Below are 26099 nucleotides of genomic sequence, written 5' to 3'. Positions count from 1 at the left end.
ATCTACTCTGCCGCCGCTACAATCTCCGCCCAGGCCGCCTCGTCAATCACTTCGATCCCGAGTTCAGCCGCCTTCTTCGCTTTTGACCCTGCCCCCGGCCCGGCCACCACCAGATCGGTTTTCGCGCTGACCGACCCCGAAACCTTGGCGCCCAGAGCCTCGGCCTGCGCCTTGGCTTCGTCGCGGCTCATGGTTTCCAGCTTGCCGGTGAAGACCACCGTCTTGCCCGCCACCGCGCTGTCGCGGGTTTCGACGATATAGTCCGGCGGAGACACTTCGCTCAGCAGATCTTCCCAGACCGCGACATTATGCGGTTCGTGAAAGAAATCCGCCAGCGCCTGTGCCACCGTCGGACCGACGCCGTCGATCGAGGTGATGTCCGCCCAGGCCGCGTCACCGGCTTCCGTGCCGTTCGTCTCGCTCGCAGCCTCTCCGTTCGTGTCGAGCGAAGTCGAGACACCGTGCGCCTCATCCCCGTCTCTCGACTGCGCTCGAGACGAACGGTATTTTTCCGATTCCTGCGCAGCCTCGGCAACTTCCCGCAATCGCGGCAGTGTCCGGAAATTCTTCAACAGATCCTTCGCCGTCACCGTGCCGATATGGCGGATTCCCAGTCCGAACAGCAGACGGGCCGCGTCGGGTGCGCGCTTCTTTTCCACAGCCGCCAACAGATTATCCACAGACTTGTCCTGCCAGCCTTCGCGCGCCAATATTTCGGCGCGATGCTCATGCAGGCGGAAAATATCGGCCGGGCTTTCGAGCCAGCCCGCCTCGATAAATTCGGCGATGCTCTTTTCGCCCAGCCCGTCGATATCGAGCGCCACCCGCGAAACAAAATGGACCAGTCGCTGGAAGCGCTGCGCCGGGCAGATCAGCCCGCCGGTGCAGCGGACATCGACCTCGCCCTCCTCGGCGACGGCTTCGCTGCCGCATTTTGGGCAGTGATCCGGGAAATCATAGGGCTCGCGTTCCTCGTCGCGGGTCAGATTCTCGACCACTTGCGGGATCACGTCCCCGGCCCGCTGGATCACCACCCGGTCACCCGGACGCACGCCAAGCCGTTCGACCTCGTCGCGGTTGTGCAGCGTCACGTTGGAAACCACCACGCCACCCACGGTAACGGGCTTCAGACGCCCTACCGGAGTCAGCTTGCCGGTACGCCCGACCTGGATATCGATGCTCTCCAGCGTCGTCTGCGCCTGTTCCGCCGGGAATTTATGCGCCAGCGCCCAGCGCGGCGCCTTGGCGACAAAGCCGAGCCTTTGCTGCCAGTCGAGCCGGTCGACCTTGTAGACCACGCCATCGATATCATAAGGCAGGTCCGCCCGCTCCGCCTCGATATGCCGATAATGGGCCAGCATGTCGTCGAGCGATTCAAAGCGCCTGACCAATGGCGAAACCGGCACGCCCCAGCTTTCGATCGCGTTCATGACCTCAAACGCCGTGTCGCCCGGCACTTCGCTGTGCACACCCCAGCCATGCGCCCAGAATTTTAGCGGGCGCTTCGCCGTAATATTCGCGTCTTTCTGCCGCAGCGACCCGGCGGCGGCATTACGCGGATTGGCGAACTGGCGGATTTTTTCCGGATCGAAATCAACCCCCTTGGCCTCGGCATCGGCCCTGCCTTCGTCCATCAGCCGCTCGTTGAGCCCGGCAAAATCGGCCTTGGCCATGTAGACCTCGCCACGGATTTCGAACAGGTCTGGGATGAGATGGGAATTGCCGTTCGTGTCGAGCGAAGTCGAGACACCTGTTCCCGCCTCGCCGTCTCTCGACTGCGCTCGAGACGAACGGAGGGATTGCGGAATATCCCCAATCATCCGCACATTGGCGGTCACATCCTCGCCAACCTGCCCGTCGCCGCGCGTCGCGGCCAGCACGAGTTCGCCCTTCTCGTAGCGCAACGAACAGGACAGCCCGTCAATCTTGTCCTCCGCCGTCACCGCCACCGGCGCGCCCTCGTCCAGATTCAAGAACCGTCGCACCCGGGCCAGCCATTCGGCAATATCCGCGTCGGAAAAACCGTTATCGAGGCTCATCATACGCTGTTCGTGCTTCACCTTGGACAAGGGCGAAGCCGCCACCGCCGCGCCGACCAGCTTGTTCGGACTGTCCTCCCGCACCAGATGCGGAAACGCCTGTTCCAGTTCGTTGTTCCGCCGCACCAGCGCATCATAATCCGCGTCGGAAATCTCCGGCGTGTCTTCGGCGTGATAGAGCTTGTTATGATGCGCAATCTTGCGCGCCAGACGCATCAGTTCGTTGGCGGCATCGGCTTCGGAGAGGTCTTTTGGCGGAGATACGGACACTAAAAGCCCCTCCTTTTCAAAGGAGGGGTTGGGGTGGTTTCGTGCCGCTTGTCGCTACGCGAGCGATGCTGACGCATCGCCACCACCCCAACCCCTCCTCTGAAGAGGAGGGGCTTGAGAAAGACTAAGCAATCACTAGCGGCTACGGATTTAACAAGGCTTTCAATCACTTTAACTTCTCTTCTTTAGAGATGGGGTGGTGGAGGCCTGACACCCAACCCACCGATCAGGCGTCTCTTCCAACACCTCAACCAAAACCAACAAAACCCCGTCCATATTCCGCATCACATCCAAATTGCCAAAACGCACCGTCCGATATCCCTTGCTCCGCAACCGATCATCACGCTTGTAGTCGGCCTCAACATCATGCGTATCACCATCCACTTCAACAATCAGCTTTTTAAGCGGACAGAAGAAGTCTGCGATATAATAGTCGATCACCGCCTGTCGCCGGAATTTATGCCCAGCCAGTTGCGAAGCCGACAGATGCCGCCACAGCCGCTTTTCCGGTTCCGTAGGATTGCGCCGCATCTCCCTGGCGCGGGCTAAGAGCGTGGCACGGTCAGTCACAATCCAAAGCCCCTCCTTTTTAAAGGAGCGGTTGGGGTAGTTTGGTGCCGCTTGTCGCTGCGCGAGCGATGCTGACACACCGCCACCACCCCAACCCCTCCTCTGAAGAGGAGGGGCTCAAGAGTGCGTAGCATTTGACTGACGAACTTTTTCCCATAGATATTTTTGGCAGCTAAACCCATACCGAAATCAATGTGATTACCACAACTGGTGCTATAGCCAAAAGTGAACGAACCAAAATGAAAACCAGTCGCTTGGGTTCGGCGTCACCAATCAACTTTGCTGAATCAATCAGATTCCAGACGCCCAAAATAAGCATGGCAAATACCACGATCAAAGATATCGGATGAGGAAATTCGGGACCTGAAAAGGCGATTGCCAATAGAAAGCTCAACATGACTATCCCGAACACCGATAAGAAAAGAAAAAGCAACGCCAAGGCAATCAGTCCAAAATAGATCAATGGATTTGTCGTATCCAGAAATCTGCTAACCACCTCAAACCCCCTCCAGCAACCGATCCGCCTGCGCCCGCGCCTCATCCGTTACATCCGCGCCCGAAAGCATCCGCGCAATCTCCTGCCGCCGCCCTTCATCGTCCAGCGCCCGGACATCGGTACGCGAGACGGTGCCGCTGCGCGACTTGTTGATCAGCATATGCGCGTCCCCCTTGGAAGCGACCTGCGGGCTGTGGGTGACGACCAGCAGCTGCGCGCCGCTCGACAGGCGCGACAGTCGGTCGCCTATGGCCGAGGCCACAGCGCCGCCGACGCCGCGGTCGACTTCGTCAAAAATGATCGTTTTCAGACCATATTCTTCCGCCAACGCAACTTTAAGGGCGAGAATGAACCGCGAAAGTTCACCACCCGACGCAATTTTGCCCAGCGGCGCCAACGGCGCTCCGGGATTGGTCGAGATCAGAAACTCGATCCGGTCCATTCCGCTTTTATTCCAATGTTCTTCAGGCATTTCTTCAAGTAAAGTCTCAAATCTGGCGGCATCCAGCTTGAGCGGCGCCAATTCTCCGGCCACCGCCCTGTCCAGCGCTTTCGCCGCCTTCGCCCGCTTCGCCCGCAAATCTTCCGCCGCTGCAATGTAGGATTTTCTGGCACCGGCCAAAGATGCTTCCAATTCTTCCAGTGACCGCCCGCCATCGCTGATCGCCGCCAGCCTGTTCTGCAGCTCATCGAGCAGGTCCGAAAGCTTGTCCGGCTCCACCCGATGCTTGCGCGCCAGTCCTCTCAGATCGAACAGGCGGGTCTCCATATCGTCGAGTCGCTGCGGGTCGAAACTCAGCGCATCGGCCGCTGCGTTGAGCTTGTCCTCGGCATCGGTCGCGTCGATGATCGCCCGGTCGAGCGACTCCAGCGCCTCTTTCAGCAGCGCGTGATCCTCGGCAATCATGTCGAGCCGCCGCGCCGCCGATCGCAGTGAGGCAAGCCCGCCGTTGGAGCCGTCAAAAGCGGCGCGAATCGCCTCCAGATCGCCGGTCAGTTTCTCTCCCTTCATCATCGTTGCCCGTTCGAGCGCGAGCTCCTGCTCCTCGCCCGGTTGCGGTGCGAACTTGGACAGTTCGGCCACGCTATGCTCGAGATAATCGCGGTCGTTTTCTGCTGCTTCCTGTTCTCGCTTCGCCCGCTCCAGCGCTGTTTTCGCATCTTGCCATGCATCGAAGGCAGAGGCCACCGCCGCACCCTCGACCCCGGCGAAAATGTCGAGCAGGGCCCGGTGTCCCTTGGGATTGATCAGGCCCCGGTCATCATGCTGGCCGTGGATTTCGATCAACTGGCTGCCCACGGCTCGCAGCAGGCTTGCCGAGCAGGGCTGGTCGTTGATGAAGGCGCGGCTACCGCCGTCGGCCTTGACCGATCGCTTGATGATCAGCGGTTCGCCGGGCTCGATGTCGATATCATTTTCGGCCAGGGTCGCGGCCAGTCTACTGCCCGCGGCTGGTGGTTCAAAACTGGCCGTAACCTGGGCTTTTTCCGTGCCCTGCCGGACCAGTCCGCTGTCCGCCCGATTGCCAAGCGCCAAGCCGAGGCTGTCGAGCAGGATCGACTTGCCGGCGCCGGTTTCGCCGGTCAGCACGGTCAGGCCCGATCCGAACTCCAGATCAAGCGCCTCAATCAGCACGATATCGCGAATGGAAAGGGACTGCAGCACAGATCCCTCTTAAAACAGGTTCAGCCTAGCTGCAACGCATTGCAGCGCCACAGGCTTTTAAGTCGCACCATGTTTGTTGACCAGATCATAAGCGCGCTCATACCATTTGCTGCCCGGATAGTTGGCCCCCAGAACAGCAGCGGTTTTCTTGGCTTCCACCGGAATACCGAGCGCCAGATAGGATTCGGTCAACCGCATCAGCGCTTCCGGCGCATGGGTGGTTGTGTCATATTTCTCGATCACCGTGCGGAAACGGATCGTGGCGGCCAGCCATTTGCCGCGACGCTGGTAAAAGCGGCCGATTTCCATTTCCTTGCCGGCAAGATGATCGTTGACCAGATCGATTTTCAGCTTGGCGTCGGCGGCATAGCGCGAATTGGGATAGCGACGGGCAACCTCTCCGAGCGTCGCCAGCGCCTGTTCGGTGATCTTCTGGTCGCGCGTCACATCGCCGATCTGCTCATAATAGCAGAGCGCGATCAGATAATAAGCATAAGGCGCATCCTTGTTGCCCGGATGGATCGACAGAAAGCGGCGCGCCGATTCAGTGGCCTTGTTATAGTCGCCCGACAGATAATAGCTGAACGCGCTCATCTGTTGCGCACGGCGGGCCCAGGGCGAATAGGGATGCTGGCGCTCAACTTCGTCGAACAAAGCGGCGGCAATCTTGTACTCGCCGCGATCAAGCCTTGATTTTGCAGCGCTGTACAGCGTGTTGACATCGCGGGCGACATATCGGGTGTCTGTTCCGCTACCCCCGCCACCGCCAAACATGGCGCAACCGGAGAGAAGCGAGGCGGAGAGACCCAGAGCGGCCCATTTGATAATGTGTTTTGTCATATGCCAGACCTCTTAACCGCTTGTTTTCATCCAGCCAAGAATAAAGCAAAAAAACCGCCGGGCCGGACTGCCTGTCCCTGTCTTCTTGCAGCTTTACCAGACATTAATCAGGCGGTCGGGCCGCAAATATTCCGTATGCAAAAAGGGCCCGGATTGCTCCGGGCCCTATTGTTTCGGTCGGTCGAAAATCTAGTCTTCGGTGATCGAGGACGGCAAAGGAATATCACCGCCACCTTCGTTCTTCGGGCCATCATTGTTCCGGCCCCGTCCACCGCCATCACGACCACGTCCGCGACCGCCACCGCCATCACGACGCGGGCCGCGTGGTTTGTTTTCGCGAGGAGGACGCGTGTCTTCCAGTTCTTCGCCGGTTTCCTGGTCAACAACCCGCATCGACAGGCGAACCTTGCCGCGCTGGTCGATTTCGAGAACCTTGACCTTGACTTCCTGGCCTTCGCTCAGTTCGTCGGAGACCTTCTCGACACGCTCGTTCTTGATTTCGGAAACGTGGACAAGACCGTCCTTGCCACCCATGAAATTGACGAACGCACCAAAGTCGACCAGATTTACGACCTTGCCGTCATAGATTTTGCCGACTTCGGCTTCTTCCACAATGCCCTTGATCCATGCGATAGCCGCATCGATCTGGGACTTGTCGGACGAGGAGACCTTGATCAGGCCTTCGTCGTCGATGTCGACCTTCGCGCCGGTTTCGGCAACGATTTCGCGGATGACCTTGCCGCCCGTACCGATAACGTCGCGGATCTTTTCCTTGTTGATCTGCAGCGTTTCGATGCGCGGAGCATGTTCGGACATTTCGGTACGAACCGAAGACAGCGCCTTGCTCATTTCACCGAGGATATGCGCGCGGCCGCCGCTGGCCTGTTCCAGAGCAGACTTCATGATTTCCTGCGTGATGCCGGCTACCTTGATGTCCATCTGCAAGGAGGTGATACCCTTTTCGGTACCCGCAACCTTGAAGTCCATGTCGCCGAGATGATCTTCGTCGCCGAGAATGTCGGAAAGAACCGCGAATTCTTCGCCTTCGAGGATCAGGCCCATGGCAATACCGGAAACCGGACGCGCCAGAGGCACACCGGCATCCATCATCGCCAGCGAACCGCCACAGACGGTCGCCATCGAGGAGGACCCGTTGGACTCGGTGATGTCCGAGAGAACGCGGATCGTGTACGGAAATTCTTCCACTGTCGGCAATACCGGACGAAGCGCGCGGAATGCGAGCTTGCCGTGACCGGTTTCACGGCGGCTGGTGAATCCGAAACGGCCCACTTCACCGACCGAATAAGGCGGGAAGTTATAGTGCAGCATGAAGTTGGTATAGCTCAGACCGTCGAGACCGTCGATCATCTGCTCGGCATCCTTGGTGCCCAGGGTCGTGGTGACGATTGCCTGCGTTTCACCGCGGGTAAACAGCGCCGAACCGTGGGTTCGTGGCAACAGGCCAACCATGGCTTCGATCGGGCGAACCTGATCGAGCTTGCGGCCGTCGATACGGGTGCCGTCCTTGATGATGGCACCGCGAACGATTTCAGCTTCCAGCTTCTTGACCATCTTGCCGGCGGTCATCTGCGTCTGTCCGTCTGCGTCGGCGTATTTTTCCTTGGCTTTTTCGCGAACCGCATTCAGCGCATCGCTACGCTCTGACTTGTCGGTTTTCTTGTAAGCCGCAGCAATATCGTCTCCGACCAGCTTGCGAAGCTCTTCCTTGATTTCGCTATTGTCGTCACCGGCGTCGAGCTTCCAGGGCTCTTTCGCAGCCTGTTCAGCCAGATCGATGATCAGGCCTGCAACCTGCTTGGACGCTTCGTGGGCGAACTGGACAGCGCCGAGCATGACTTCCTCGGAAAGTTCCTGCGCTTCCGATTCCACCATCATCACCGCGCCATGCGTCGCTGCAACCACGAGGTCGAGTTCGCCTTCGGCGACTTCTTCCATCGACGGGTTCAGCTGATATTCGCCTTCCTTGTAACCGACGCGCGCCGCACCGATCGGGCCCATGAACGGAACGCCGGAAATGGTCAGCGCAGCAGAGGCTGCAACCATCGCGAGAATGTCGGGCTCGTTGACACCGTCATAGCTCATCACCTGGCAGATAACGTTGATTTCGTTGTAGAAACCTTCGGGGAACAGCGGACGGCAAGGACGGTCAATCAAACGCGATGTCAGCGTTTCTTTTTCCGTCGCACGGCCTTCGCGCTTGAAGAAACCGCCCGGGATACGACCGGCGGCTGAGAATTTTTCCTGATAATGAACGGTCAGCGGGAAGAAATCCTGCCCTTCGCGCACCGATTTGGCGGCGGTAACTGCGCACAGCACAACCGTTTCGCCGAGAGTCGCGAGCACCGCGCCATCGGCCTGACGGGCAATACGGCCCGTTTCGAGGGTGAGGGTCTGTCCGCCCCACTCCATTTCAACTTTCTTTACATCAAACATTCGTATTTTCCTTTGTCCCGCCTGCCCTATGCAGTGCGGGGGCTTTCATGTGTCCAGCAATCCGGCTGAACAGCGGTTCGGGGTCATTATACCCCGCTCGAAGGGCATCGCCGCCTTATTGCCGCGATACCCAATGCAAAAACGGCCCCCGTCTGGGAGCCGCTTTCGAAACTCTTACTTCCGGAGACCGAGGTCCTTGATCAGCTTGGCATAACGCTCGACATCTTTCTTGCGAAGATAGTCCAGCAGGCTGCGCCGCTTGTTCACCATCATAAGCAATCCGCGACGGGAGTGGTTATCTTTGTGGTGACCTTTGAAATGCTCGGTCAGGTTTACAATACGCTCGGTGAGCACGGCAACCTGGACTTCCGGCGATCCGGTATCGCCTTCGGTCTGTGCGAATTTCTTGATCAGTTCCTGCTTTTTTTCTGCGGTAATCGTCATTTATGTCATTCCTTCGAACATCTTTTACATATTGAACCCGCGGACAACCTTCACGGTGCCATCAACAATCTCTGCCAGAGCAACTGGAGAACCTTCATTCTCTGTCGCTAGAAAAAGCCCGTTGACTGCGGGGTTCCCGATCAAATCCTGCTCGTCCAGCGTCAAGCCTTGCCGAAGCATTCTTGCCTGATCAGGGTCGAGGTCGAAAGCCGGGATGTCGTCCAGCCCCGCCTCAAGCGGCAAGAGGTATTCCTTGATGTCCGCGCCCTTACCGATTTCGTTGAGTTTGTCCAGCGAAATCGCCTGTTTCAGGGTAAATGGCCCGGCCTTGGTCCGGCGCAACATGGTGACATGACCGACCGTACCGAGCGCCCGCGCAATATCGCGCGCCAGCGAGCGTATATAGGTGCCTTTAGAGACGTTCGCCGTGAGGGTTATTTCTTCCAGCGGCTCGTCATCCTGAACTTGTTTCGGGACCTCCGGAGATCCTGAAACAAGTTCAGGATGACGAATGGAATTACCGGCACCACGAATGGCGAGAGCATATATCGTCACTCCCCGCAATTTCATCTCCACATCCACCCCTGCCCGCGCCAGATCATAGGCACGCTGGCCGTCGATCTTCAGCGCCGAATATTTCGGCGGTATCTGCTCGATCGGACCGGTGAATTGCGGCAGCACCGTTTCGACTTCCGCCAAAGTCGGCCGCCGGTCGGAAGTCTCTGTCACAGCCCCCTCGACATCGAGCGTCTCGGTCTCGCTGCCGAAGCCGATGGTAAACTCGTAAATCTTCGACGCATCGAGCATCCGTCCACACAGCTTGGTCGCCTCGCCCAGCGCAATCGGCAGGACCCCGGTCGCCAGCGGATCCAGTGTCCCGCCATGCCCGACCTTCAGCTTGTTCTTGCCTTTACCGAGCAAACCGGCCTCGCGCAGATTGCGCTTCACTGCCCCGACCGCCTGTGTCGAGCCTAGTTGCAGCGGTTTATCCAATATGATCCAGCCGTGTGGCTTTGCTGTGGTCAATCTATATCCTGACTGAAAAACTAATAGTCATCGGGATCGAAATCATAGCCATCACCGATGGAAGCGAAAGGAATAAGCGGCTTCCGCCTAATCTTGCTCCACATTTCAGGAACATGCTCATCTTCGATACTGCCGTTTTCGGTTTTCATGCGACGCGTCAGATAATTGATACTGACTGTTTTCAATTCTCCCGAGCCGCGATGAACATGGTAATTATCATAACCTATCAGCACCAGTTGCGCGCCCTGCATCCGAAATGAAAATGTCCGGTTAAACATGAACCAGGTTCCCGCGCTGGACCAAAAATGGATGTTCAACCGCAAAACGCCATTCTTGATAGTCAGCGAGCCATCCGAAGCATTGTCAATCGGGTCATCCATCGTAGCGCTGCCGGGAACGGGAATAATCTGATCATTCCGGGCAATTTGCAAATATCCGCCGCCGGATTCTTTCAGAAGCACCAGGATCGTTCGCGGGTTACAGTCATATGTGTCTCGACCAAAACCGTCGCTTTCAATGATCAGGGACGGGTCATTCTGCCGAATGATGATCGCCAGATCCGCCAAGCCGTCCTTGTTCAGGTCACCCACGACCGATTTTTCAATATACCAGCCATCAGGAACAAAACCTATGGCCGATTCCGAACGCTCGGGAATGGGAACATTTTTGAGCCGATCATTGGCGTTGGTTGCACTGCTGGCCATCAACAGCGCTGTGGCGAGAAACAGAACCCTGACTTTCATACGTCCCATTCCTCCCAGAGCAGGCCAAACACGGCAGTGTCGCGCACATAGCCGGTCCAGGTAGTCCGGTTCTTCCGTAATGTGCCCTCATGCTTTGCTCCCAGCTTCAGCACCGCCGCCATAGAGCGCTTGTTGCGGGTGTCCACTCGGAATTCAATGCGATTGAAACCTTGCGCAAAAGCGTGATCGATCATCAGCTTTTTCAACACATCGTTGAAACCGCTACCCCGCACAGACGGTTCGAGATAGGTGCCACCGATTTCCACCACGCCATGCTGATCGGGATTGATATAGTTCGTCATGCCGACAAGCTTGCCGGTCTCGCTGTTGATCACCGCAAAGCGCGCCCAGCTTGTGGTATCGTGAAAAGCCTCTATCGCCTTGTCGAAATATTCGTCCAGCATGGATACCGGGTAGATTTCCCAGATTTCCTGATCTTGGGCACAAGCCACGCGCAACGGCTCGAGATGGTGCTCGGTCAACGGTTCGAGCCGCACGGGATCCTGCTCCAGCGTTGCTGACAGTTCAGCCATTCAGCCGCTCCCGGAAATGCTTCCGGCAGAGCGCGATATAGCTTTCATTGCCGCCAATTTCCGTCTGCGCGCCGGCGGCGATGGCCTTGCCCGTTTCATCAATCCGCAAGTTCATCGTCGCCTTGCGCCCGCACTCGCACACGGCTTTCAATTCCACCAAACTGTCGGCCAGCCCCAGAAGTTTGGCCGATCCCGGGAACAGATTGCCCTGAAAATCCGTCCGCAGACCATAGCAAAGCACCGGCACGCCCAGTTCATCGGCCAGTCGCGCACATTGCCAGACCTGTCCTTCGGTCAAAAACTGCGCCTCGTCGATCATCACGCAGGCCAGCTCGCCATCTTTCTGTTCCGTGCTGACCGCAGCAAAAAGATCCGTATCCTCGCCAAAGCGATGCGCATCGGCGTGCAGTCCTATTCTGGATGCAATGGCGCCGAAGCTCGCCCGATTGTCGATCGCTGCGGTCCACAGCATTACCTTCATGCCGCGCTCGCCATAGTTGAACGCCGCCTGCAGCAGATTGCTCGACTTGCCGGCGTTCATCGACGCATAATAGAAATAGAGTTTCGCCATCTGTCCTGTCGCTCGTCATCCTGAACTTGTTTCAGGATCTCTGAAGGTCCTGAAACAAGTTCAGGATGACGACAAGGGTTAATCGCTCAGTCCGTGTCGCCCAAATCCTGCGCAACCTTGGGATTGCTCAGCAGGCTTTCGATATGCTCGGCGGTATCAAAGCTTTCGTCCGCCAGAAATTTCAGCTTGGCCGCATATTTCATCTTCACCCGCTTCGCGACTTCCTTCTGGAAGAAGGCGGTGTTGGTTTTCAGCGCCTTGAGGACATCCGCCTCGTTCGCACCAAGCAACGGCTTCACGAACACCGTCGCGTGGCGCAAATCCGGCGACATGCGCACTTCGGTGACGCTGACGCTGTGCGATGTCAGCACCGCATCATGCACCTCGCCACGCATCAGCAGTTCCGACAGGATGTGCCGGACCTGCTCGCCAACGCGCAGCAAGCGGACCGAACGGCCTTCGGGAGATGTGTCGTTATATTTTGCCACAATAATAAAGCCTCAAATTCGTCATGCTGAACTGGGTTCAGCATCCAGAGTGGCTGACACAAATAGCGTGGCAGCCGCTCTGGATCCCGGATCAGGTCCGGGATGACGATATTATCAAAGAACCCGTTCTTTCTCCGTGACCTGGAAGACCTCGAGCATATCGCCTGGCTTGATATCGTTGGTATCTTCCAGAACCGCACCACATTCCATACCGGCCCGGACTTCCTCGACATCGTCCTTGAACCGCCGCAGCGACGCGATGGTCGTTGCGCTGACGATAACATCGTCGCGGGTAAGACGGGCGAACAGACCCTTGCGCAACGCCCCTTCGGTAACCAGCAAGCCGGCTGCCTTGTCTTTCTTGCCCGACTTGAACACGTCCTTGACTTCCGCGCGGCCAACGACATTCTCGATCTTCTCGGGACCCAGTTCACCGGCCATTTCGGCGCGGATATCGTCGGTCAGATCATAAATGATATCGAAATATTTGAAGCGGACGCCATCGCGTTTGGCGATTTCCCGCGCCTTGGCGTTGGGACGCACGTTGAAACCGATGATCGGCGCCTTGCTTGCTCCGGCCAGGGTAACATCCGATTCCGTAATCGCGCCAACACCGCTGTGCAATATGCGCACCTTGATGTCGTCATTCGAAATCTTGTTCAGCGCCTGCACGATGGCTTCGGTCGAGCCCTGAACGTCGGCCTTGACCAACAGCGGGAATTCGACGGCGCTATTCGCCGCAGCGGAGAACATATTCTCGAGACTGGTTGGCGCCTGCGTGGTGCGCTTCAGCTTCTCCTGCTCCGCGCGATAGGCGGCGACTTCGCGGGCCCGTGCTTCGTTTTCGACCACGGTCAGTTTGTCGCCAGCAGATGGAACGCCGGAGATACCCAGCACTTCGACCGGAGTCGAAGGCCCTGCTTCCTTGACCTGCTTGCCCTTGTCATCGATCATGGCCCGAACCTTGCCGGTCTGCGAACCGACAACGAAGACGTCGCCGCGCTTCAGCGTACCGCGCTCGATGAGCACCGTAGCAACCGGTCCGCGACCAATATCCAGCTTCGCTTCGACCACTGCGCCTTCGGCAGGACGGTCGGGACGCGCTTTCAGTTCCAGCAGCTCGGACTGGACGTGGATTTTCTCCATCAACTCGTCGAGCCCGATCTTCTTGAGCGCGGATACTTCTGCATCAAGCACGTCGCCCGACATTTCTTCCACGATCACTTCATGCTCGAGCAGACGCGTGCGAACCGTTGTCGGGTCGGCGCCTTCCTTGTCGATCTTGTTGATCGCGACAATCATCGGAACGCCAGCGGCCTTCGTGTGATTGATCGCCTCGATCGTCTGCGGCATCAGACCGTCATCGGCAGCCACGACCAGGATCACGATATCCGTGACATTGGCACCGCGCATGCGCATTTCGGTAAAGGCTTCGTGGCCCGGCGTATCGAGGAACGTGACCTTGTCACCGTTTTTCATCGTTACCTGATAGGCGCCGATATGCTGGGTGATGCCACCGGCCTCCCCGGCAACCACGTCGGTTCCGCGCAGAGCATCGAGCAACGAGGTTTTGCCGTGATCGACGTGGCCCATGATCGTCACAACCGGAGCACGTGGCTTCAGTGTATCTTCCGGGTCAACATCCGCCTGGGTGTTGATTTCGACATCGGCTTCGGAAACGCGCTGGATGTTGTGGCCGAATTCCTCGACCAGCAATTCTGCGGTATCCTGATCGATCGTCTGGTTGACGGTTACCATCGAACCCATGTTGAACAGCGACTTGACGAGATCCGCGCCTTTTTCGCCCATACGCTTCGCCAGTTCCTGAACGGTGATGGCTTCCGGCACGATGACATCGCGGATCTGCTTTTCGCGCGGTTCGCTCGGCCGCCCGGACCGCTGCGCCCGCTTTTCCTTCTCGCGCGCGCGTTTCAGCGCTGCGAGCGAGCGGGCGCGCGCAGCACCATCTTCGCCGCGCAAGGCGCGATTGACGGTGAGCTTGCCCGACTGGCGACGGTCGTTGCGGTCGTCGCGTCCTGCTTTCTGCTTTTCTTTATCCGGTTTCGGACGCTTCGGCGATTCCACGGGCGTGAATTTGCGAGCCGGTGGCCGAGCTGTGCCGGTCGCGGCAGGAGCTGCCGCCTTGTCTTTGTCGGCAGCAGGCGTTGACTCGGCCTCGGCAGCCGGCGCCTCGGCAGCAGCTTTTTCCGCTGCAGCGATTTCTTCCTGAGCCTTGCGGGCCTGTTCTTCTTCGGCCTTGCGTTTCTCTTCCGCCCGCTTCTTTTCTTCTGCAGTCTGTTCTTTCTTCTCGCGCGCATCACGTATGCGGGCTTCCTGCATCGCCGCAAGACGCGCTTCTTCTGCTTCACGCAGGAGCTTTGCCTGCCGTTCCTGACGGGTCAGGCCATCATCAACTTTTGGTGCAGCAGCCGGCTTTTTCGGCGCTGCCTTGGGGGCGGGAGCCGGTGTCGGGGTGGGCGCAGGTGTCTCCTTGACAATTTCCTTCGCCGCTTCCTGCGCGCCTGGCTTGCCGACCAGCTTCTTGCGCTTGACTTCGACCACAACCTTGTTGGTGCGTCCGTGGCTGAACGTCTGTTTGACTTCGCCAGGCTCAACCGAACGCTTCAACCCCAGGGGTTTGCGTGCAGGTTTTGGCGTATCTTTTGTATCTTCACTCATCGAACAGACTTAATCCTTAAAATAGTAATTACTGCAATATCTTATCCGGTTTTTCCGACCGGACTACGCAACTTTCTTTTCCGCATCATCATCAACTTTATCAGAACCGATAAAGTGAAGCCATCTCTTCAGGCTGTGCGAAATTCGCCCCGCTGCGCGCTTGTCGGTTATTCCGATATGCACCACATTCTGGCGGCCCAATGCCACAGAAAGCCCCTGCCGGTCCACCGGCAATATCAGCCCGCGTAAATTTTCGCCTTCGCGGTCGCTGCCGACCCGCCAGGCCTGATCCAGTTTGGCGCAGCCATCGCGCCCGGCGTCGGCTGCATGGAGCAGCATGTTGAGATCGCCTTGTCGTGCGGCGGTTTCAATCTTTTCCGATCCGGTAATCAATGTCCCGCCGCGCGCTTCCAGCCCAAGTCGGTCCAATGTGGAACGTTCCAGCGCCGTTTCAAGCAACTCTGCCAGATTGGCGGGAATATCAAGCTGTCCGGTTTTGAACGCGCGTGCCAACGCGCCTTTCAGCTGCCCTTTTGCCTGCGCCGCCTCCAGTGCGGCACGATCTACGGCAATCCATGCGCCCCGGCCAGGTGCCTTGGCGCGGACGTCCGGCGCTATTTGCCCGTCGGGACCCATCGCGAGACGCAACAGCTCCTCCCGGGGAAGACTTTCCCCGGTCAGAATGCATTTACGATATGGCGCTTGATCTAGAGGTTTAGACCGCGTTTCATTGGGGAGATTCCGCATCTGCGTCCTCCCCGGTTTCGTCACTGGCGGATGCCACTGGCTCGTCTTCATCCTCGAACCAGTGCGCACGCGCGGCCATGATGATCTCGTTGCCCTGCTCTTCGGTCAGACCATATTTGGCCAATACGCCGTCGGGTTCGGGCTTGCGGTTGTCATTGCGGCGGCGCGGCTCCGATTTGCGCTTGAGAACAAGCTCGTCGGTCGCCAAATCGGCAACATCGTCCAGCGTCTTGAGGCCCGCTTCACCGAGCGTGACCAGCATCGCTTCGGTCAGATGCGGCAATTCTGCAATTGCGTCCTCGACACCCAGCTCGGTACGCTTTTCACGCGCAGCCGCTTCACGCCGTTCCAGCGCTTCAAGGGCACGGCTCTGCAATTCGGCGGCAAGCTCGTCGTCAAAGCCCTCGATGTTCGAGATTTCTTCCGGTGCCACATAGGCGACTTCTTCAAGTTCGCTGAATCCTTCGGCAACCAGAAGTTGCGACAGGGTTTCGTCCACGTCCAGATCATCCTGGAACATTTCCGTCCGTGCAGCAAACTCGGCCTGACGCTTTTCGCTCGAATCCGCCTCGGTCATGATGTCGATTGCAAGGCCGGTAAGCTGTGATGCCAGACGGACGTTCTGGCCACGACGACCGATGGCAAGGCTCAACTGATCGTCGGGAACGACGACCTCAATGCGGCCTTCTTCCTCGTCGATAACCACACGGCTGACGGTGGCTGGCTGCAACGCATTGACCACGAAAGTCGCAATATCTTCCGACCATGGAATGATGTCGATTTTCTCGCCCTGCATTTCCTGGACGACGGCCTGTACGCGGCTACCCTTCATGCCGACACAGGCGCCGACCGGATCAATCGAGCTATCGTGGCTGATCACACCGATCTTGGCACGCGAACCGGGATCGCGGGCAGCGGCCTTGATCTCGATGATACCGTCATAAATTTCCGGCACTTCCTGCGCAAAAAGATGCTTCATGAAGTCCGGATGGGCGCGAGACAGAAAAATCTGCGGACCGCGGTTTTCGCGACGCACATCCAGGATCAGCGAGCGGACACGATCGCCAACACGGGCTGCTTCCCGCGGAATCTGCTGGTCGCGACGGATCACACCTTCGGCGCGCCCCAGATCGACAACCACATGACCGAATTCAACCGATTTCACCACGCCGGTGATGATTTCACCCGCCCGGTCCTTGAACTCAGCAAATTGCCGCTCGCGTTCGGCGTCGCGAACTTTCTGGAAGATGACCTGCTTGGCGGACTGTGCATCGATACGACCGAGATCAACTTCGGGTAGTGGATCGACGATGAAATCACCGACATTGGAACCCGGCTCCAGTTTTTCGGCCTGCTTGATATCGACCTGTTTGAAATAGTCTTCGACTTCCTCGACAACTTCGACAACCCGCCAGAGACGCAGGTCCCCGGTATTGATATCGAATTTTGCGCGAATGTCATTCTCTGCGCCATAACGCGCACGCGCCGCTTTCTGGATGGCTTCTTCCAGCGCTTCGATCACAATCGCCTTGTCGATCATCTTTTCCGTCGCGACGGCGGTCGCAATCGCTAGCAACTCGGCTTTATTGGCTGAAATAGCACTGCCCATGATTAGTCTTCCTGTTCTTCTATAGTCTGTTCTTCGATTTCGTCAGCACCTTCCGTTGAAACCGGGACGGTTGCAGCGATCAGGGCGTCGGTCAGAATCAATTTTGCGCTATGGACATTCGTAAGAGGCGTCTCCTGACTGCCCGCCTTGCGATCGTCAATCTTTATTATATCACCCTCGATGCCTTCGAGCAGTCCGCGCAGTTGCTTCTTGCCTGCCACAGCATCGACCAGGTTGATCCGCGCCTCGTGGCCAGCCCAGTTTTCAAAATCTTTTGCTCGGGTCAACGGCCGGTCAATACCCGGCGAGCTGATTTCCAAGCGATAGGCATAGTCAATCGGGTCACGCCCCTCTTCTTCCAGCGCGTCAAATTTTACCGAGATCCGGCGCGACAAGGCTGCGCAATCATCAATATTCAATTGCCCGGTTTCCGGACGCTCCGCCATTACCTGCAAAGTTGGCTCTTCCGCTCCGGACACGAACTGCACACGCACCAGATCAAAGCCCAAAGCATCGGCTTCCGGTTTAATCAGGTTCGTCAGTGCGGCAATATCGGTCAATCCAGGTCCTTAATTCTAGTTACAATGCGAATTTGCTACCGGCCCCTCGGCGCCAGCCCCTCAAAATCTCACAATGTCGGGATGACTGCTATTTAGGGACAGATTCTCGAGATTGCAACGCCTGATTCATACAGCGAGGATATTATAGACCAGCATCGCCAGATAGACGATCAGCAATATTGCGCCTTCCCAGCGCGTGATCTTCCGCCCGGTCGCCGCGAAGATCAGCAGCAGGACGGAAGCGGCAACAAGCACCGGCAGTCCGAAATTACTGATTTCACCAGGGATCGTGCCAGGAGCGATCACCGCAGTGACGCCGCCGATCAGAAGCAGGTTGAAAATATTGGAACCCAGCACATTGCCCAGAGCCACCGCGCTGGCGCCCTTGTAGGCGGCAACAACCGAGGTCACCAGTTCGGGCAGCGATGTGCCAATCGCGATTACTGTCAAGCCGATCACCGCTTCGCTCATGCCGACCAGACGCGCCAGATCGACCGCCCCTTCAACCAGCCACCGGCCACCCAGGACGATCAGGATAATTCCGACCAGCAAGACCAGTATCGACCGCCAGAGCGGCTGGATATCATGCAGGTGCGTGTCCGAAATTTCGAGAGCTTCGGCTTTTTCGTGCAGGGCACTCGCTCCGGGCGGTTGTGTCCGCTCCGCCCAATAGGCGTAACCGAGATAGCCAGTCAGCAGCATTAGAAAAATAACACCGATAGCGATGGTTATACCGGTCGTGCTGGCGACCAGCCAGAGAACAATCGTCATCGCCAGCGCCAGCCCGCCGTCGCGCCACAGGGGACCACGCGGCACCACCATTGGCAGGATCAGGGAGGCCGCACCGAGGATCAGCAGGCTGTTCGCCAGATTGGAACCGACTATATTTCCCCAGGCGATGCCGGGTGATCCGGCCCGCGCCGCTTCTACGCTGGCCACAAGTTCCGGCGCAGAAGTGCCGAAACCCACGATCGTCAGACCGATGAGTAGCTCCGACATTCCTGCCCGCTCGGCGACCCGGACAGCGCCGCGCACGAGCAACTCGCCGCCGACGATGAGGATGACGAATCCGGCAACCAGAACAAGCAGCGGTATTAGCACGACGGTGTCACAGCACATGCTGCAAAGCCGCCGAAACATTGCGCCTCGACAGTCCGGCAGCTCCGCGACCGGCGCAGAGCCTTGCTTATCCTAGCCATTGCGCTTGCCGAGCAATTTCAGGCGCAGCGCATTCAGCTTGATGAAGCCTTCTGCGTCTTTCTGATCATATGCGCCTGCATCATCCTCGAACGTCACGACTTTCTCGCTGTAGAGGCTGTCGGGCGATTTCCGACCGACAACATTGACCGAACCCTTATAAAGTTTCAACCGGACTGTGCCGTTGACCCGTGCCTGACTGTGATCAATCGCCGCCTGCAGCATCTCGCGCTCCGGCGAGAACCAGAAACCGTTGTAGAGCAGTTCGGCGTACCGCGGTGCCAGTTCGTCCTTCAAATGGGCCGCGCCGCGATCCAGCGTCAATTGCTCGATACCGCGATGGGCGGCATGATAGATAGTTCCGCCGGGGGTTTCGTACATGCCACGGGATTTCATCCCGATATAGCGGTTTTCTACGAGATCCAGACGGCCGATGCCGTGTTCCCGACCATAGTCATTGAGCTTTTCGAGCAAGGTTGCCGGGCTCATCGCCTCGCCATTGATCGCGACGCCGTCCCCACGCTCGAAATCGATCGTGATATATTCTGGCGTATCGGGTGCATCCTCGGGATTGTTGGTCCGCGAATAGACATAGTCCGGAACTTCCTCCCACGGATCTTCGAGCACTTTGCCCTCGGAAGATGTGTGCAACATGTTTGCGTCGCAGGAAAATGGCGATTCTCCGCGCTTGTCCTTGGGGATCGGTATCTGGTGCTTCTCGGCAAATTCAATCAGCCGGGTGCGGCTGGTCAAATCCCATTCCCGCCAGGGCGCGATAACTTTTACATCCGGATTGAGACCATAATAGCCGAGCTCGAAGCGAATCTGGTCATTGCCCTTGCCGGTGGCACCATGGGCCACGGCATCGGCATTGGTCAGCTTGGCAATCTCGATCTGCCGTTTGGAAATCAATGGCCGCGCGATCGATGTACCAAGCAGATACAAACCTTCGTACAGCGCATTGGCGCGCATCATCGGAAAGACAAAATCTCTGGCGAATTCCTCACGGAGATCGTCGATAAAAATATGTTCCGGTTTGACGCCCAGCGTTTCCGCTACTCGTCGTGCCGGCCCCAGCTCTTCGCCCTGCCCCAGATCGGCGGTGAAGGTCACCACTTCGCACTGATATTCCTGCTGCAGCCATTTCAGGATGACGCTGGTATCCAGGCCTCCGGAAAAAGCCAACACTACGCGTTTTACAGATTCGCTCATTTGCTTCGCTTTCGATGGAAATATGCCGTCAATTTGAAAGCGCGCCTAACAGGCTCCAATTTATCGTGCAATATGCTATGCTTGAATAATCAGGAGAAGATAGTGGCGAAAGCGGATATCAAGACACAGCCGAATGATACAGATGTCGATGCATTTATCGCCACCGCACAACCCGATCGCCGACAGGAAGAAGCGCGTCAGCTCGTCGAGCTGTTCAGACACGTTACCGGCGAAGATCCCCTGATGTGGGGATCCACTATCATCGGCTTCGGCAGCTATGATTATAAATATGCCAGCGGGCGCGAGGGCAGCATGTGCCGCACCGGTTTTTCGCCGCGCAAAACGAAAATCAGCATTTATCTTATGGGCGCCTATTGCACACCCGAAGCCCAGACGGAGCAGGAACGTCTGTTCGGCTTGCTGGGCAAACATAGCGTGGCAAAGTCCTGCCTCTACATCAATCGGCTCGAACAGGTGGACATGGGGATATTGGAGCAACTGATCCGCAACAATTGGGATTTGATGAACGACCGCTACCCGCAATAGTCCAAACGGATCACGAGACCGCCGTCTGGCTTTCAATTTTTGCGCAGTCTTTGCTCCGCTTCTCGGATATAATTTCGCGTCAGCGGTAAAATCCTCCGGTTGCGGCTAAACTGGATCTGGTAGTTACACATGCCACCGCCTTCAAAAGCCGCCGTCGCGCCGGCGAGATAGAATATCCACATCCGGTAAAAGCGTTCATCATAAAGCGCGACAATCTTGTCACGATTGTCCACCGTTCTCCGATACCATTCGCGCAGGGTGAAGGCATAATGCAGCCGCAGGTTCTCGATATCGGTTGCGATCAGGCGATAGGGTTCGCTTGCCGCGAGGGTTTCGCTGAGTGCGGGGATATAGCCGCCGGGAAAAATATATTTGCGGGTGAAGGCATCGGTCGTGCCGGGACCGCCCATTCTCCCGATCGTGTGCAACAGCATCACTCCTTCGCTGGTCAACAGATTTGCGCAGCTGCGGAAAAAGGTCCGGAATTGCGGCGTACCGACATGCTCGAACATCCCGACCGAGACAATTCGGTCGAACGCCCCTGCCTCCCGCCGGGCCAAGTCGCGATAGTCGATCAGCTCAAACCGGACCTCGTCCGCCACGCCTTCCTTCTCCGCCCGCTCCTGTGCCTTTTTGAGCTGCTCCTCGCTCAAGGTAATTCCCAGTACCTCGACGCCGGTCTTGCGGTTCAGATAGAGTGCCATGCCGCCCCAGCCGCAGCCGATGTCGAGCACCCGTTGCCCGGCTTTCAGGTCGAGTTTGGCGGCGATATGCGCCTTTTTGTCTTCCTGCGCCTGCTCCAGCGTCATGTCCGGACCATATTTGTCAAAATCCCAATAGGCACAGCTATATTGCAGGTCCTCGTCAAGAAACAGATCATAGAGATCATTGCCGATATCATAATGGTGCGCCACATTGCTTTTTGACCGTCCAAGTCGGTTGATCCGGTCCAGACTGCCAGCAACTTGATCTTTGAGCTTTTTGAAAGCGCCTGGGTCCTTTAATCGGCCGCCGCGCTCGAACGGCTTGTTGGCGCGCAAAAGCTGTATCAGTTGCATGATATCGCCCTGCTCGACGATCAATCGGCCATCCATGAACGCTTCGGCCGCACCCAATCGCGGATCGAGCAATATCTGCCGCACCACATTTTTATCGCCGAGCCGGATGCCAACATCGGGATAGCCAGGGGCTGGCGTCCCGTACGCCTCCATAGAGTTATCGGGATATGTGACCTCTATTGTACCCTTTTTGACTATATTGTTCAGAAACCGGCCCAATATCGACATCAAATCACTCCTGAAAATCCATGCAAAATTTCATGGCTCAGATACCTGCATACCACGCATAACCGGCGACATCCTGCCAATAGCCGCCTTTTCCCTCGCCAATGCCGGCCAGGGAAGCCACTGCTTCGATCCCGGTCACATATTTGGCATGTTTGTAGCCCAACTGGCGCTCTACCCTGAGCCGGAGCGGCGCTCCGTTCGCGACCGGCAAGGGCGATCCGTTCAGCCGATGGGCCAATATGGTCTGTGGATGAAAGCCGTCGAGCAGATCGATGCTTTCATAATAAGGCCGGCCGCCCAGCCTGTCGGCACAATGGAAAACCAGAAAGCGAGCCTTGTCCTGCAGTTGCCCCAGGTCGAGCAGGATTTTCAGCGGCACGCCGGTCCACTGGCCAATCGCGCTCCAGCCTTCGACACAGTCATGACGTGTGATCTGGGTCCGCTGAGGCAGCGATTGCACCGCCGCCAGACTGAACTGCTGGGGTTTGCGGAACAGGCCGGTCAGCCGCAGCCGCCAGTCAGCAAAGCCCTGCGCCGCGCTGGCATCATATTCCGGACTGGCCGGATCGCGGGTGCCATTGGCCCTGAAGGTCGGCGACAGATCGGCCATGCGATATTCGCTGGCCAGTTCCATTCGGTCCCCGAGCGTCCGCTGCACTACAAAATTGGCTGTTTCCGCGCTGGCCAAAATATCCTGAAAAAGCGGATTGCGATTCAGCGCATCGCAACCGGATAACAGCCCACCTGCACCGATTGCGGCGCCAGTGATCAATTTGCGGCGGGTGATGATGGTCACTACAATGCCCTCCTGTCCTGCCCGCCGGACAGCATCGCCTTGATCTGCCCTATCGGTCCTGAAAGCAGGACCATCAGGATATGGACCAGAAAAAACAGCACCAGCAGGAAAGCCGTGATAAAATGTGCCGAGCGCGCCGACTGGCGGCCTCCGAGCAGGTCGGTCAGAAACGGCCAGTTCGCATCCATGGCCGGGGACATGGCGAGACCGGTAAATATCATCAGCGGCAACAGAATGAATATCACGCCGATATAGCTCAGCTTCTGGACGACATTATACGGGTGCGTGGCCGACTGCCGGATCACCGCCAAGCTGCCGTGATCCCGAAGAGATCGCCAGATATGTGAAGGTCGCCACTCTTCCCGGCGCATATGCAGATCTTTCTGGATATGCCGGTTCCACAGCGACCGGATCATGAACAGCGTCAAGCCGGCGCTGAATATCCAGGCGAAAAAGAAATGCCAGCGTCGACCGTCGGCCAGACTGTAAGTCGACGGTATGGTTGCCCAGCCGGGAAAGGCCCAGGTCTGCGTCCTGCCCTCGCTATCCTGCCAGTTGCCCAGAACACCGGTAGTATCAATACGCGTATCGCCCAATCTCAGATAGGCCTGCGTCGGGGACGAGCCGACCGCCATCCAGGCATAATCGTCATTGGCACCATATTCTCCCCAGTAGAGCCGCGGATGGGCGTTGAAGATGGTCAGGCCGCTCATCAGCATTATCAACAGGCATAGCGCATTGGTCCAGTGCCAGATCCGGGTGGCCAACTGGTGGCGTGGTCGATCGGCGATGATGATATCCTCCGGCATAGCCATACTCTAGCCGCTGGTTCGCTCTTGCCAAGCCTGTCGTTACAGCCACCGGCTGTGGTAGAAGAGCAACACAGCCAGAGAGAATGAAAATTGTTACAATTTTATTTCGATCATGCAGTTGTCATTTAGGTTTGTAAACTTATATGCCTAAGCGACCGCGAAACAATATTTTAAGTTAAAAGATTTAGCGGTCGTTTATTCGCAAAATCAAGGAACCTATAAAAATGAAAAATGTAACAATAGCAGCCGCTATTGCAGCATCTGTGCTTGCATCCCCCGCAATGGCTCAGGAAAAAGGTGATTTTTCCGGCGTAAAAGCTACGGCAATCGCTGGATATGATAATATTGATCTCGACATCGCCGGCATCGATAATGTCGACGGCTTCCTTTACGGCGCTTCACTTGGCTACGACATCCAGTCCGGCAACGTTGTCTATGGCGTCGAGTTGGAAGCAACCGAATCCACCGGCAACACCACCATTGCAGGCGGACGAGTCGAAGCGGGTCGTGATTTGTACGCCGGTGGCCGACTGGGTTTCGTTGTTGGTGACGCCGCTCTGCTCTATGCCAAAGCAGGCTACACCAATGCTCGCCTTTCCTCGCCCGGTCTGGGTGGCGACAATGGCGACGGCGTTCGCGTTGGCGCCGGTATCGAATATTTGCTGAGCGACAATATGTTTGCGCGCGGCGAATATCGTTACAGCAATTACGAAGCGGGCGTTTCCCGTAACCAGGGCCTGGTCAGCCTCGGCATGAAATTCTAATCCAGACGGATTGATGACGATGACGGGGCGGGCAGCGATGCCCGCCCCTTTCTTATGGCATCCGGGCTGCCCAGCCTCTAATCTGCCGTGGCACAAAAGCGGAGAGACAATATCATGAGCGTCAAGACACAGGTCATCAATCTGGATCCGGACCCGCTTGCCCCTTATGCAATATCACCGGCATGGCGGGTAGGCGACCTGCTGTTTCTTTCCGGCCAGGCGGCGATCGACGAACAGGGACAGGTTGTCGGAATTGCCGATTTCGACGCCCAGTTGCGTCAGGTTTTCATCAACATAGACCGCATTCTGCAGGCAGCAGGCAGTAGCCGAGACAAGATCATCAAGGTCACTATCTATCTGACTGACATGGAGAATTTTGCCAAGATCGTGCAGGCGCGCGAAATCTATTTCAACGCGCCTTTTCCGGCAGACACAACGCTGGAGGTCAAGGCTCTCGCTCTGCCCGATCTGATGGTTGAAATCGACGTCATCGCGACTGCCTAGCCGAGAGCCGCCTGCTTTTCTTCGGCCAATCGGTCCAGTTCGGCGCGACTCTTCTTTTCGCTCGCCGATTTCAGCTGACCGCAGGCGGCCATGATATCTCGGCCTCGCGGGGTCCGGACGGGAGCGCTGATCCCGGCATCGAAAATGATCTTCGAGAAGGATTTGATCCGTTCCGGCGTCGAGCATTCATAATCCGAGCCGGGCCAGGGGTTGAACGGGATCAGATTAACCTTGGCGGGGAGATCATAGTTGCGCAGCAGATTGACCAGTTCGCGGGCATCCTGATCGCTGTCATTCTTGTCCTTGAGCATCACATATTCAAAGGTGATCCTGCGGGCGTTGTTGGCACCGGGATAATCGGCGCAGGCCTGCAGCAGTTCCTCGATCGAATATTTGCGGTTGAGCGGGACGATCTCGTCCCGGGTCTCCTTGTTCACCGCGTGCAGTGAAATCGCCAGATTGACGTTAATTTCCGCTCCCGCCCGAGCAATCATCGGCACGACGCCGCTGGTCGACAAGGTGATCCGCCGACGGGAAAGCGCGAGCCCGTCGCCATCCATCACGATTTTCATCGCGTCGCGCACATTGTCAAAATTATACAGGGGCTCGCCCATACCCATCAGCACGATATTGGTGAGCAACCGGCCGTCGGATTTATAGGCCTGATTATAGACCTTGGTATTCTCCATGTCTTCTTCGTCGGCAAAGTCCATCACGCCCTTGGGCCATTCGCCCAGCGCGTCGCGGGCCAGCATCACCTGTCCGACAATCTCGCCGGGCGTCAGATTGCGTACCAGCCGCATCGTGCCGGTATGGCAGAAGCGGCAGTTGAGCGTGCAACCAACCTGGCTCGAAATGCACAGCGTTCCGCGATCCTCGTCGGGAATGAAGACCATTTCATAATCTTGCGCATCGGCAGACCGCAGCAACCATTTGCGCGTACCGTCTTCCGACAGATGCGCCTCGACCACTTCCGGACGACCGATAACGAAGCGTTCCGCCAGCCACGGCCGCAGCGTCTTGCTCATGTCGGTCATCACCGCAAAGTCGCTGATGCCGCGATGATACATCCAGTGGAAAAGTTGCTTGGATCGCAGTTTTCCCTGCTTCTCCTCCAACCCGGCCTCGACAAGCACATCGCGGATCTCCGCAACGCTGAGACCTATCAGGTCGACGCGACCGTCAGCGCGCGGGGTGACCTTGGCGGGCAAGGGAACGGGATCAATATGGCCGGGAATCTGCATGGG

Annotated in this window: 25 protein-coding genes; 3 read left to right on the top strand and 22 right to left on the bottom strand. The window is 57.4% G+C overall.

Translation table 11 applies throughout. The annotated features are described in order from the left end of the window. Positions 1-2: 2 nt before the first annotated feature. From ligA to ACHZCJ_RS01930, 18 genes are all read right to left on the bottom strand, one after another. Positions 3-2255, bottom strand: a complete 2253-nt coding sequence (gene ligA, locus ACHZCJ_RS02015) for an NAD-dependent DNA ligase LigA (protein WP_394700052.1) — start codon at positions 2253-2255, stop codon at positions 3-5. Positions 2256-2480: 225 nt separating this feature from the next. After that, positions 2481-2879: an endonuclease domain-containing protein gene (locus ACHZCJ_RS02010; RefSeq protein WP_321323447.1), complete on the bottom strand. Its 399-nt coding sequence runs from the start codon at positions 2877-2879 to the stop codon at positions 2481-2483. Between the two features lie 172 nt (positions 2880-3051). After that, positions 3052-3375: a hypothetical protein gene (locus ACHZCJ_RS02005; RefSeq protein ID WP_321323445.1), complete on the bottom strand. Its 324-nt coding sequence runs from the start codon at positions 3373-3375 to the stop codon at positions 3052-3054. A 1-nt stretch (position 3376) separates the two neighbouring features. Continuing rightward, positions 3377-5041, bottom strand: a complete 1665-nt coding sequence (gene recN / locus ACHZCJ_RS02000; protein WP_321323443.1) for a DNA repair protein RecN — start codon at positions 5039-5041, stop codon at positions 3377-3379. 57 nt (positions 5042-5098) lie between these two features. Beyond that, entirely contained in the window at positions 5099-5881 is a 783-nt protein-coding gene (locus ACHZCJ_RS01995) for an outer membrane protein assembly factor BamD (protein WP_159643225.1), read from the bottom strand. 189 nt (positions 5882-6070) lie between these two features. After that, on the bottom strand, positions 6071-8335 hold the full coding sequence (gene pnp / locus ACHZCJ_RS01990; protein ID WP_159643227.1) for a polyribonucleotide nucleotidyltransferase: 2265 nt from the start codon (positions 8333-8335) through the stop codon (positions 6071-6073). Between the two features lie 174 nt (positions 8336-8509). Further along, on the bottom strand, positions 8510-8779 hold the full coding sequence (rpsO, locus tag ACHZCJ_RS01985; protein WP_159643229.1) for a 30S ribosomal protein S15: 270 nt from the start codon (positions 8777-8779) through the stop codon (positions 8510-8512). A 24-nt stretch (positions 8780-8803) separates the two neighbouring features. Further along, entirely contained in the window at positions 8804-9805 is a 1002-nt protein-coding gene (truB, locus tag ACHZCJ_RS01980; protein ID WP_321323439.1) for a tRNA pseudouridine(55) synthase TruB, read from the bottom strand. Positions 9806-9825: 20 nt separating this feature from the next. After that, positions 9826-10548, bottom strand: a complete 723-nt coding sequence (locus ACHZCJ_RS01975; protein ID WP_321323437.1) for a hypothetical protein — start codon at positions 10546-10548, stop codon at positions 9826-9828. After that, positions 10545-11081 (bottom strand): GNAT family protein, encoded by a 537-nt coding sequence (locus ACHZCJ_RS01970; RefSeq protein ID WP_321323435.1) that lies wholly within the window; start codon positions 11079-11081, stop codon positions 10545-10547. The genes ACHZCJ_RS01975 and ACHZCJ_RS01970 overlap by 4 nt, the downstream gene beginning before the upstream one ends. Next, the gene (locus ACHZCJ_RS01965) at positions 11074-11652 is read right to left on the bottom strand and encodes a thymidine kinase (protein WP_159643237.1); all 579 of its coding nucleotides are present in this window, start codon (positions 11650-11652) and stop codon (positions 11074-11076) included. Before ACHZCJ_RS01965 ends, ACHZCJ_RS01970 begins: the two co-directional genes overlap by 8 nt. An 86-nt stretch (positions 11653-11738) precedes the next feature. Next, a complete protein-coding gene (gene rbfA, locus ACHZCJ_RS01960) occupies positions 11739-12140 on the bottom strand; it encodes a 30S ribosome-binding factor RbfA (RefSeq protein ID WP_159643239.1) in 402 nt (133 codons plus the stop codon). A gap of 114 nt (positions 12141-12254) precedes the next feature. Next, entirely contained in the window at positions 12255-14819 is a 2565-nt protein-coding gene (gene infB, locus ACHZCJ_RS01955; RefSeq protein ID WP_321323432.1) for a translation initiation factor IF-2, read from the bottom strand. Between the two features lie 63 nt (positions 14820-14882). After that, positions 14883-15566, bottom strand: coding sequence for a DUF448 domain-containing protein (locus ACHZCJ_RS01950; RefSeq protein ID WP_321323430.1), 684 nt, complete (start codon positions 15564-15566; stop codon positions 14883-14885). After that, entirely contained in the window at positions 15547-17175 is a 1629-nt protein-coding gene (gene nusA / locus ACHZCJ_RS01945; RefSeq protein WP_159643245.1) for a transcription termination factor NusA, read from the bottom strand. Before nusA ends, ACHZCJ_RS01950 begins: the two co-directional genes overlap by 20 nt. A 2-nt stretch (positions 17176-17177) precedes the next feature. Further along, positions 17178-17735, bottom strand: coding sequence for a ribosome maturation protein RimP (gene rimP / locus ACHZCJ_RS01940; protein WP_159643247.1), 558 nt, complete (start codon positions 17733-17735; stop codon positions 17178-17180). Positions 17736-17861: 126 nt separating this feature from the next. Continuing rightward, a complete protein-coding gene (locus ACHZCJ_RS01935) occupies positions 17862-18836 on the bottom strand; it encodes a calcium/sodium antiporter (protein ID WP_321323427.1) in 975 nt (324 codons plus the stop codon). 90 nt (positions 18837-18926) lie between these two features. Then, a complete protein-coding gene (locus ACHZCJ_RS01930) occupies positions 18927-20144 on the bottom strand; it encodes an argininosuccinate synthase (RefSeq protein WP_159643251.1) in 1218 nt (405 codons plus the stop codon). Between the two features lie 102 nt (positions 20145-20246). Here ACHZCJ_RS01930 and ACHZCJ_RS01925 point away from each other — a divergent pair, with 102 nt between their 5' ends. Continuing rightward, complete coding sequence (locus ACHZCJ_RS01925) at positions 20247-20690, top strand: DUF1801 domain-containing protein (protein ID WP_321323425.1); 444 nt, start codon at positions 20247-20249, stop codon at positions 20688-20690. 32 nt (positions 20691-20722) lie between these two features. Here ACHZCJ_RS01925 and ACHZCJ_RS01920 read toward each other — a convergent pair whose 3' ends face one another. From ACHZCJ_RS01920 to ACHZCJ_RS01910, 3 genes are read right to left on the bottom strand one after another with little or no spacing between them, the layout of a single operon-like run. Beyond that, positions 20723-21976: a cyclopropane-fatty-acyl-phospholipid synthase family protein gene (locus ACHZCJ_RS01920; protein WP_321323422.1), complete on the bottom strand. Its 1254-nt coding sequence runs from the start codon at positions 21974-21976 to the stop codon at positions 20723-20725. 37 nt (positions 21977-22013) lie between these two features. Beyond that, positions 22014-22766 (bottom strand): molybdopterin-dependent oxidoreductase, encoded by a 753-nt coding sequence (locus ACHZCJ_RS01915; RefSeq protein ID WP_159647916.1) that lies wholly within the window; start codon positions 22764-22766, stop codon positions 22014-22016. A 5-nt stretch (positions 22767-22771) separates the two neighbouring features. After that, positions 22772-23581, bottom strand: a complete 810-nt coding sequence (locus tag ACHZCJ_RS01910) for a cytochrome b/b6 domain-containing protein (RefSeq protein ID WP_236553865.1) — start codon at positions 23579-23581, stop codon at positions 22772-22774. Positions 23582-23808: 227 nt separating this feature from the next. On the opposite strand from ACHZCJ_RS01910, the gene ACHZCJ_RS01905 reads away from it, so the two are divergent. Both ACHZCJ_RS01905 and ACHZCJ_RS01900 read left to right on the top strand, forming a co-directional pair. After that, the gene (locus tag ACHZCJ_RS01905) at positions 23809-24348 is read left to right on the top strand and encodes a porin family protein (RefSeq protein ID WP_321323418.1); all 540 of its coding nucleotides are present in this window, start codon (positions 23809-23811) and stop codon (positions 24346-24348) included. A gap of 114 nt (positions 24349-24462) precedes the next feature. Beyond that, complete coding sequence (locus ACHZCJ_RS01900) at positions 24463-24852, top strand: RidA family protein (RefSeq protein WP_321323416.1); 390 nt, start codon at positions 24463-24465, stop codon at positions 24850-24852. Here ACHZCJ_RS01900 and rlmN read toward each other — a convergent pair. Continuing rightward, on the bottom strand, positions 24849-26096 hold the full coding sequence (gene rlmN, locus ACHZCJ_RS01895) for a 23S rRNA (adenine(2503)-C(2))-methyltransferase RlmN (protein ID WP_321323414.1): 1248 nt from the start codon (positions 26094-26096) through the stop codon (positions 24849-24851). The two genes, ACHZCJ_RS01900 and rlmN, sit on opposite strands and share 4 nt — an antisense overlap. Positions 26097-26099 lie beyond the last annotated feature (3 nt).

The organism is uncultured Parasphingorhabdus sp., from assembly GCF_963677535.2.
Lineage (GTDB): Bacteria > Pseudomonadota > Alphaproteobacteria > Sphingomonadales > Sphingomonadaceae > Parasphingorhabdus.
Note: the sequence above shows the minus strand (reverse complement) of the source record. Positions and strands in the feature narration are given on the sequence as shown.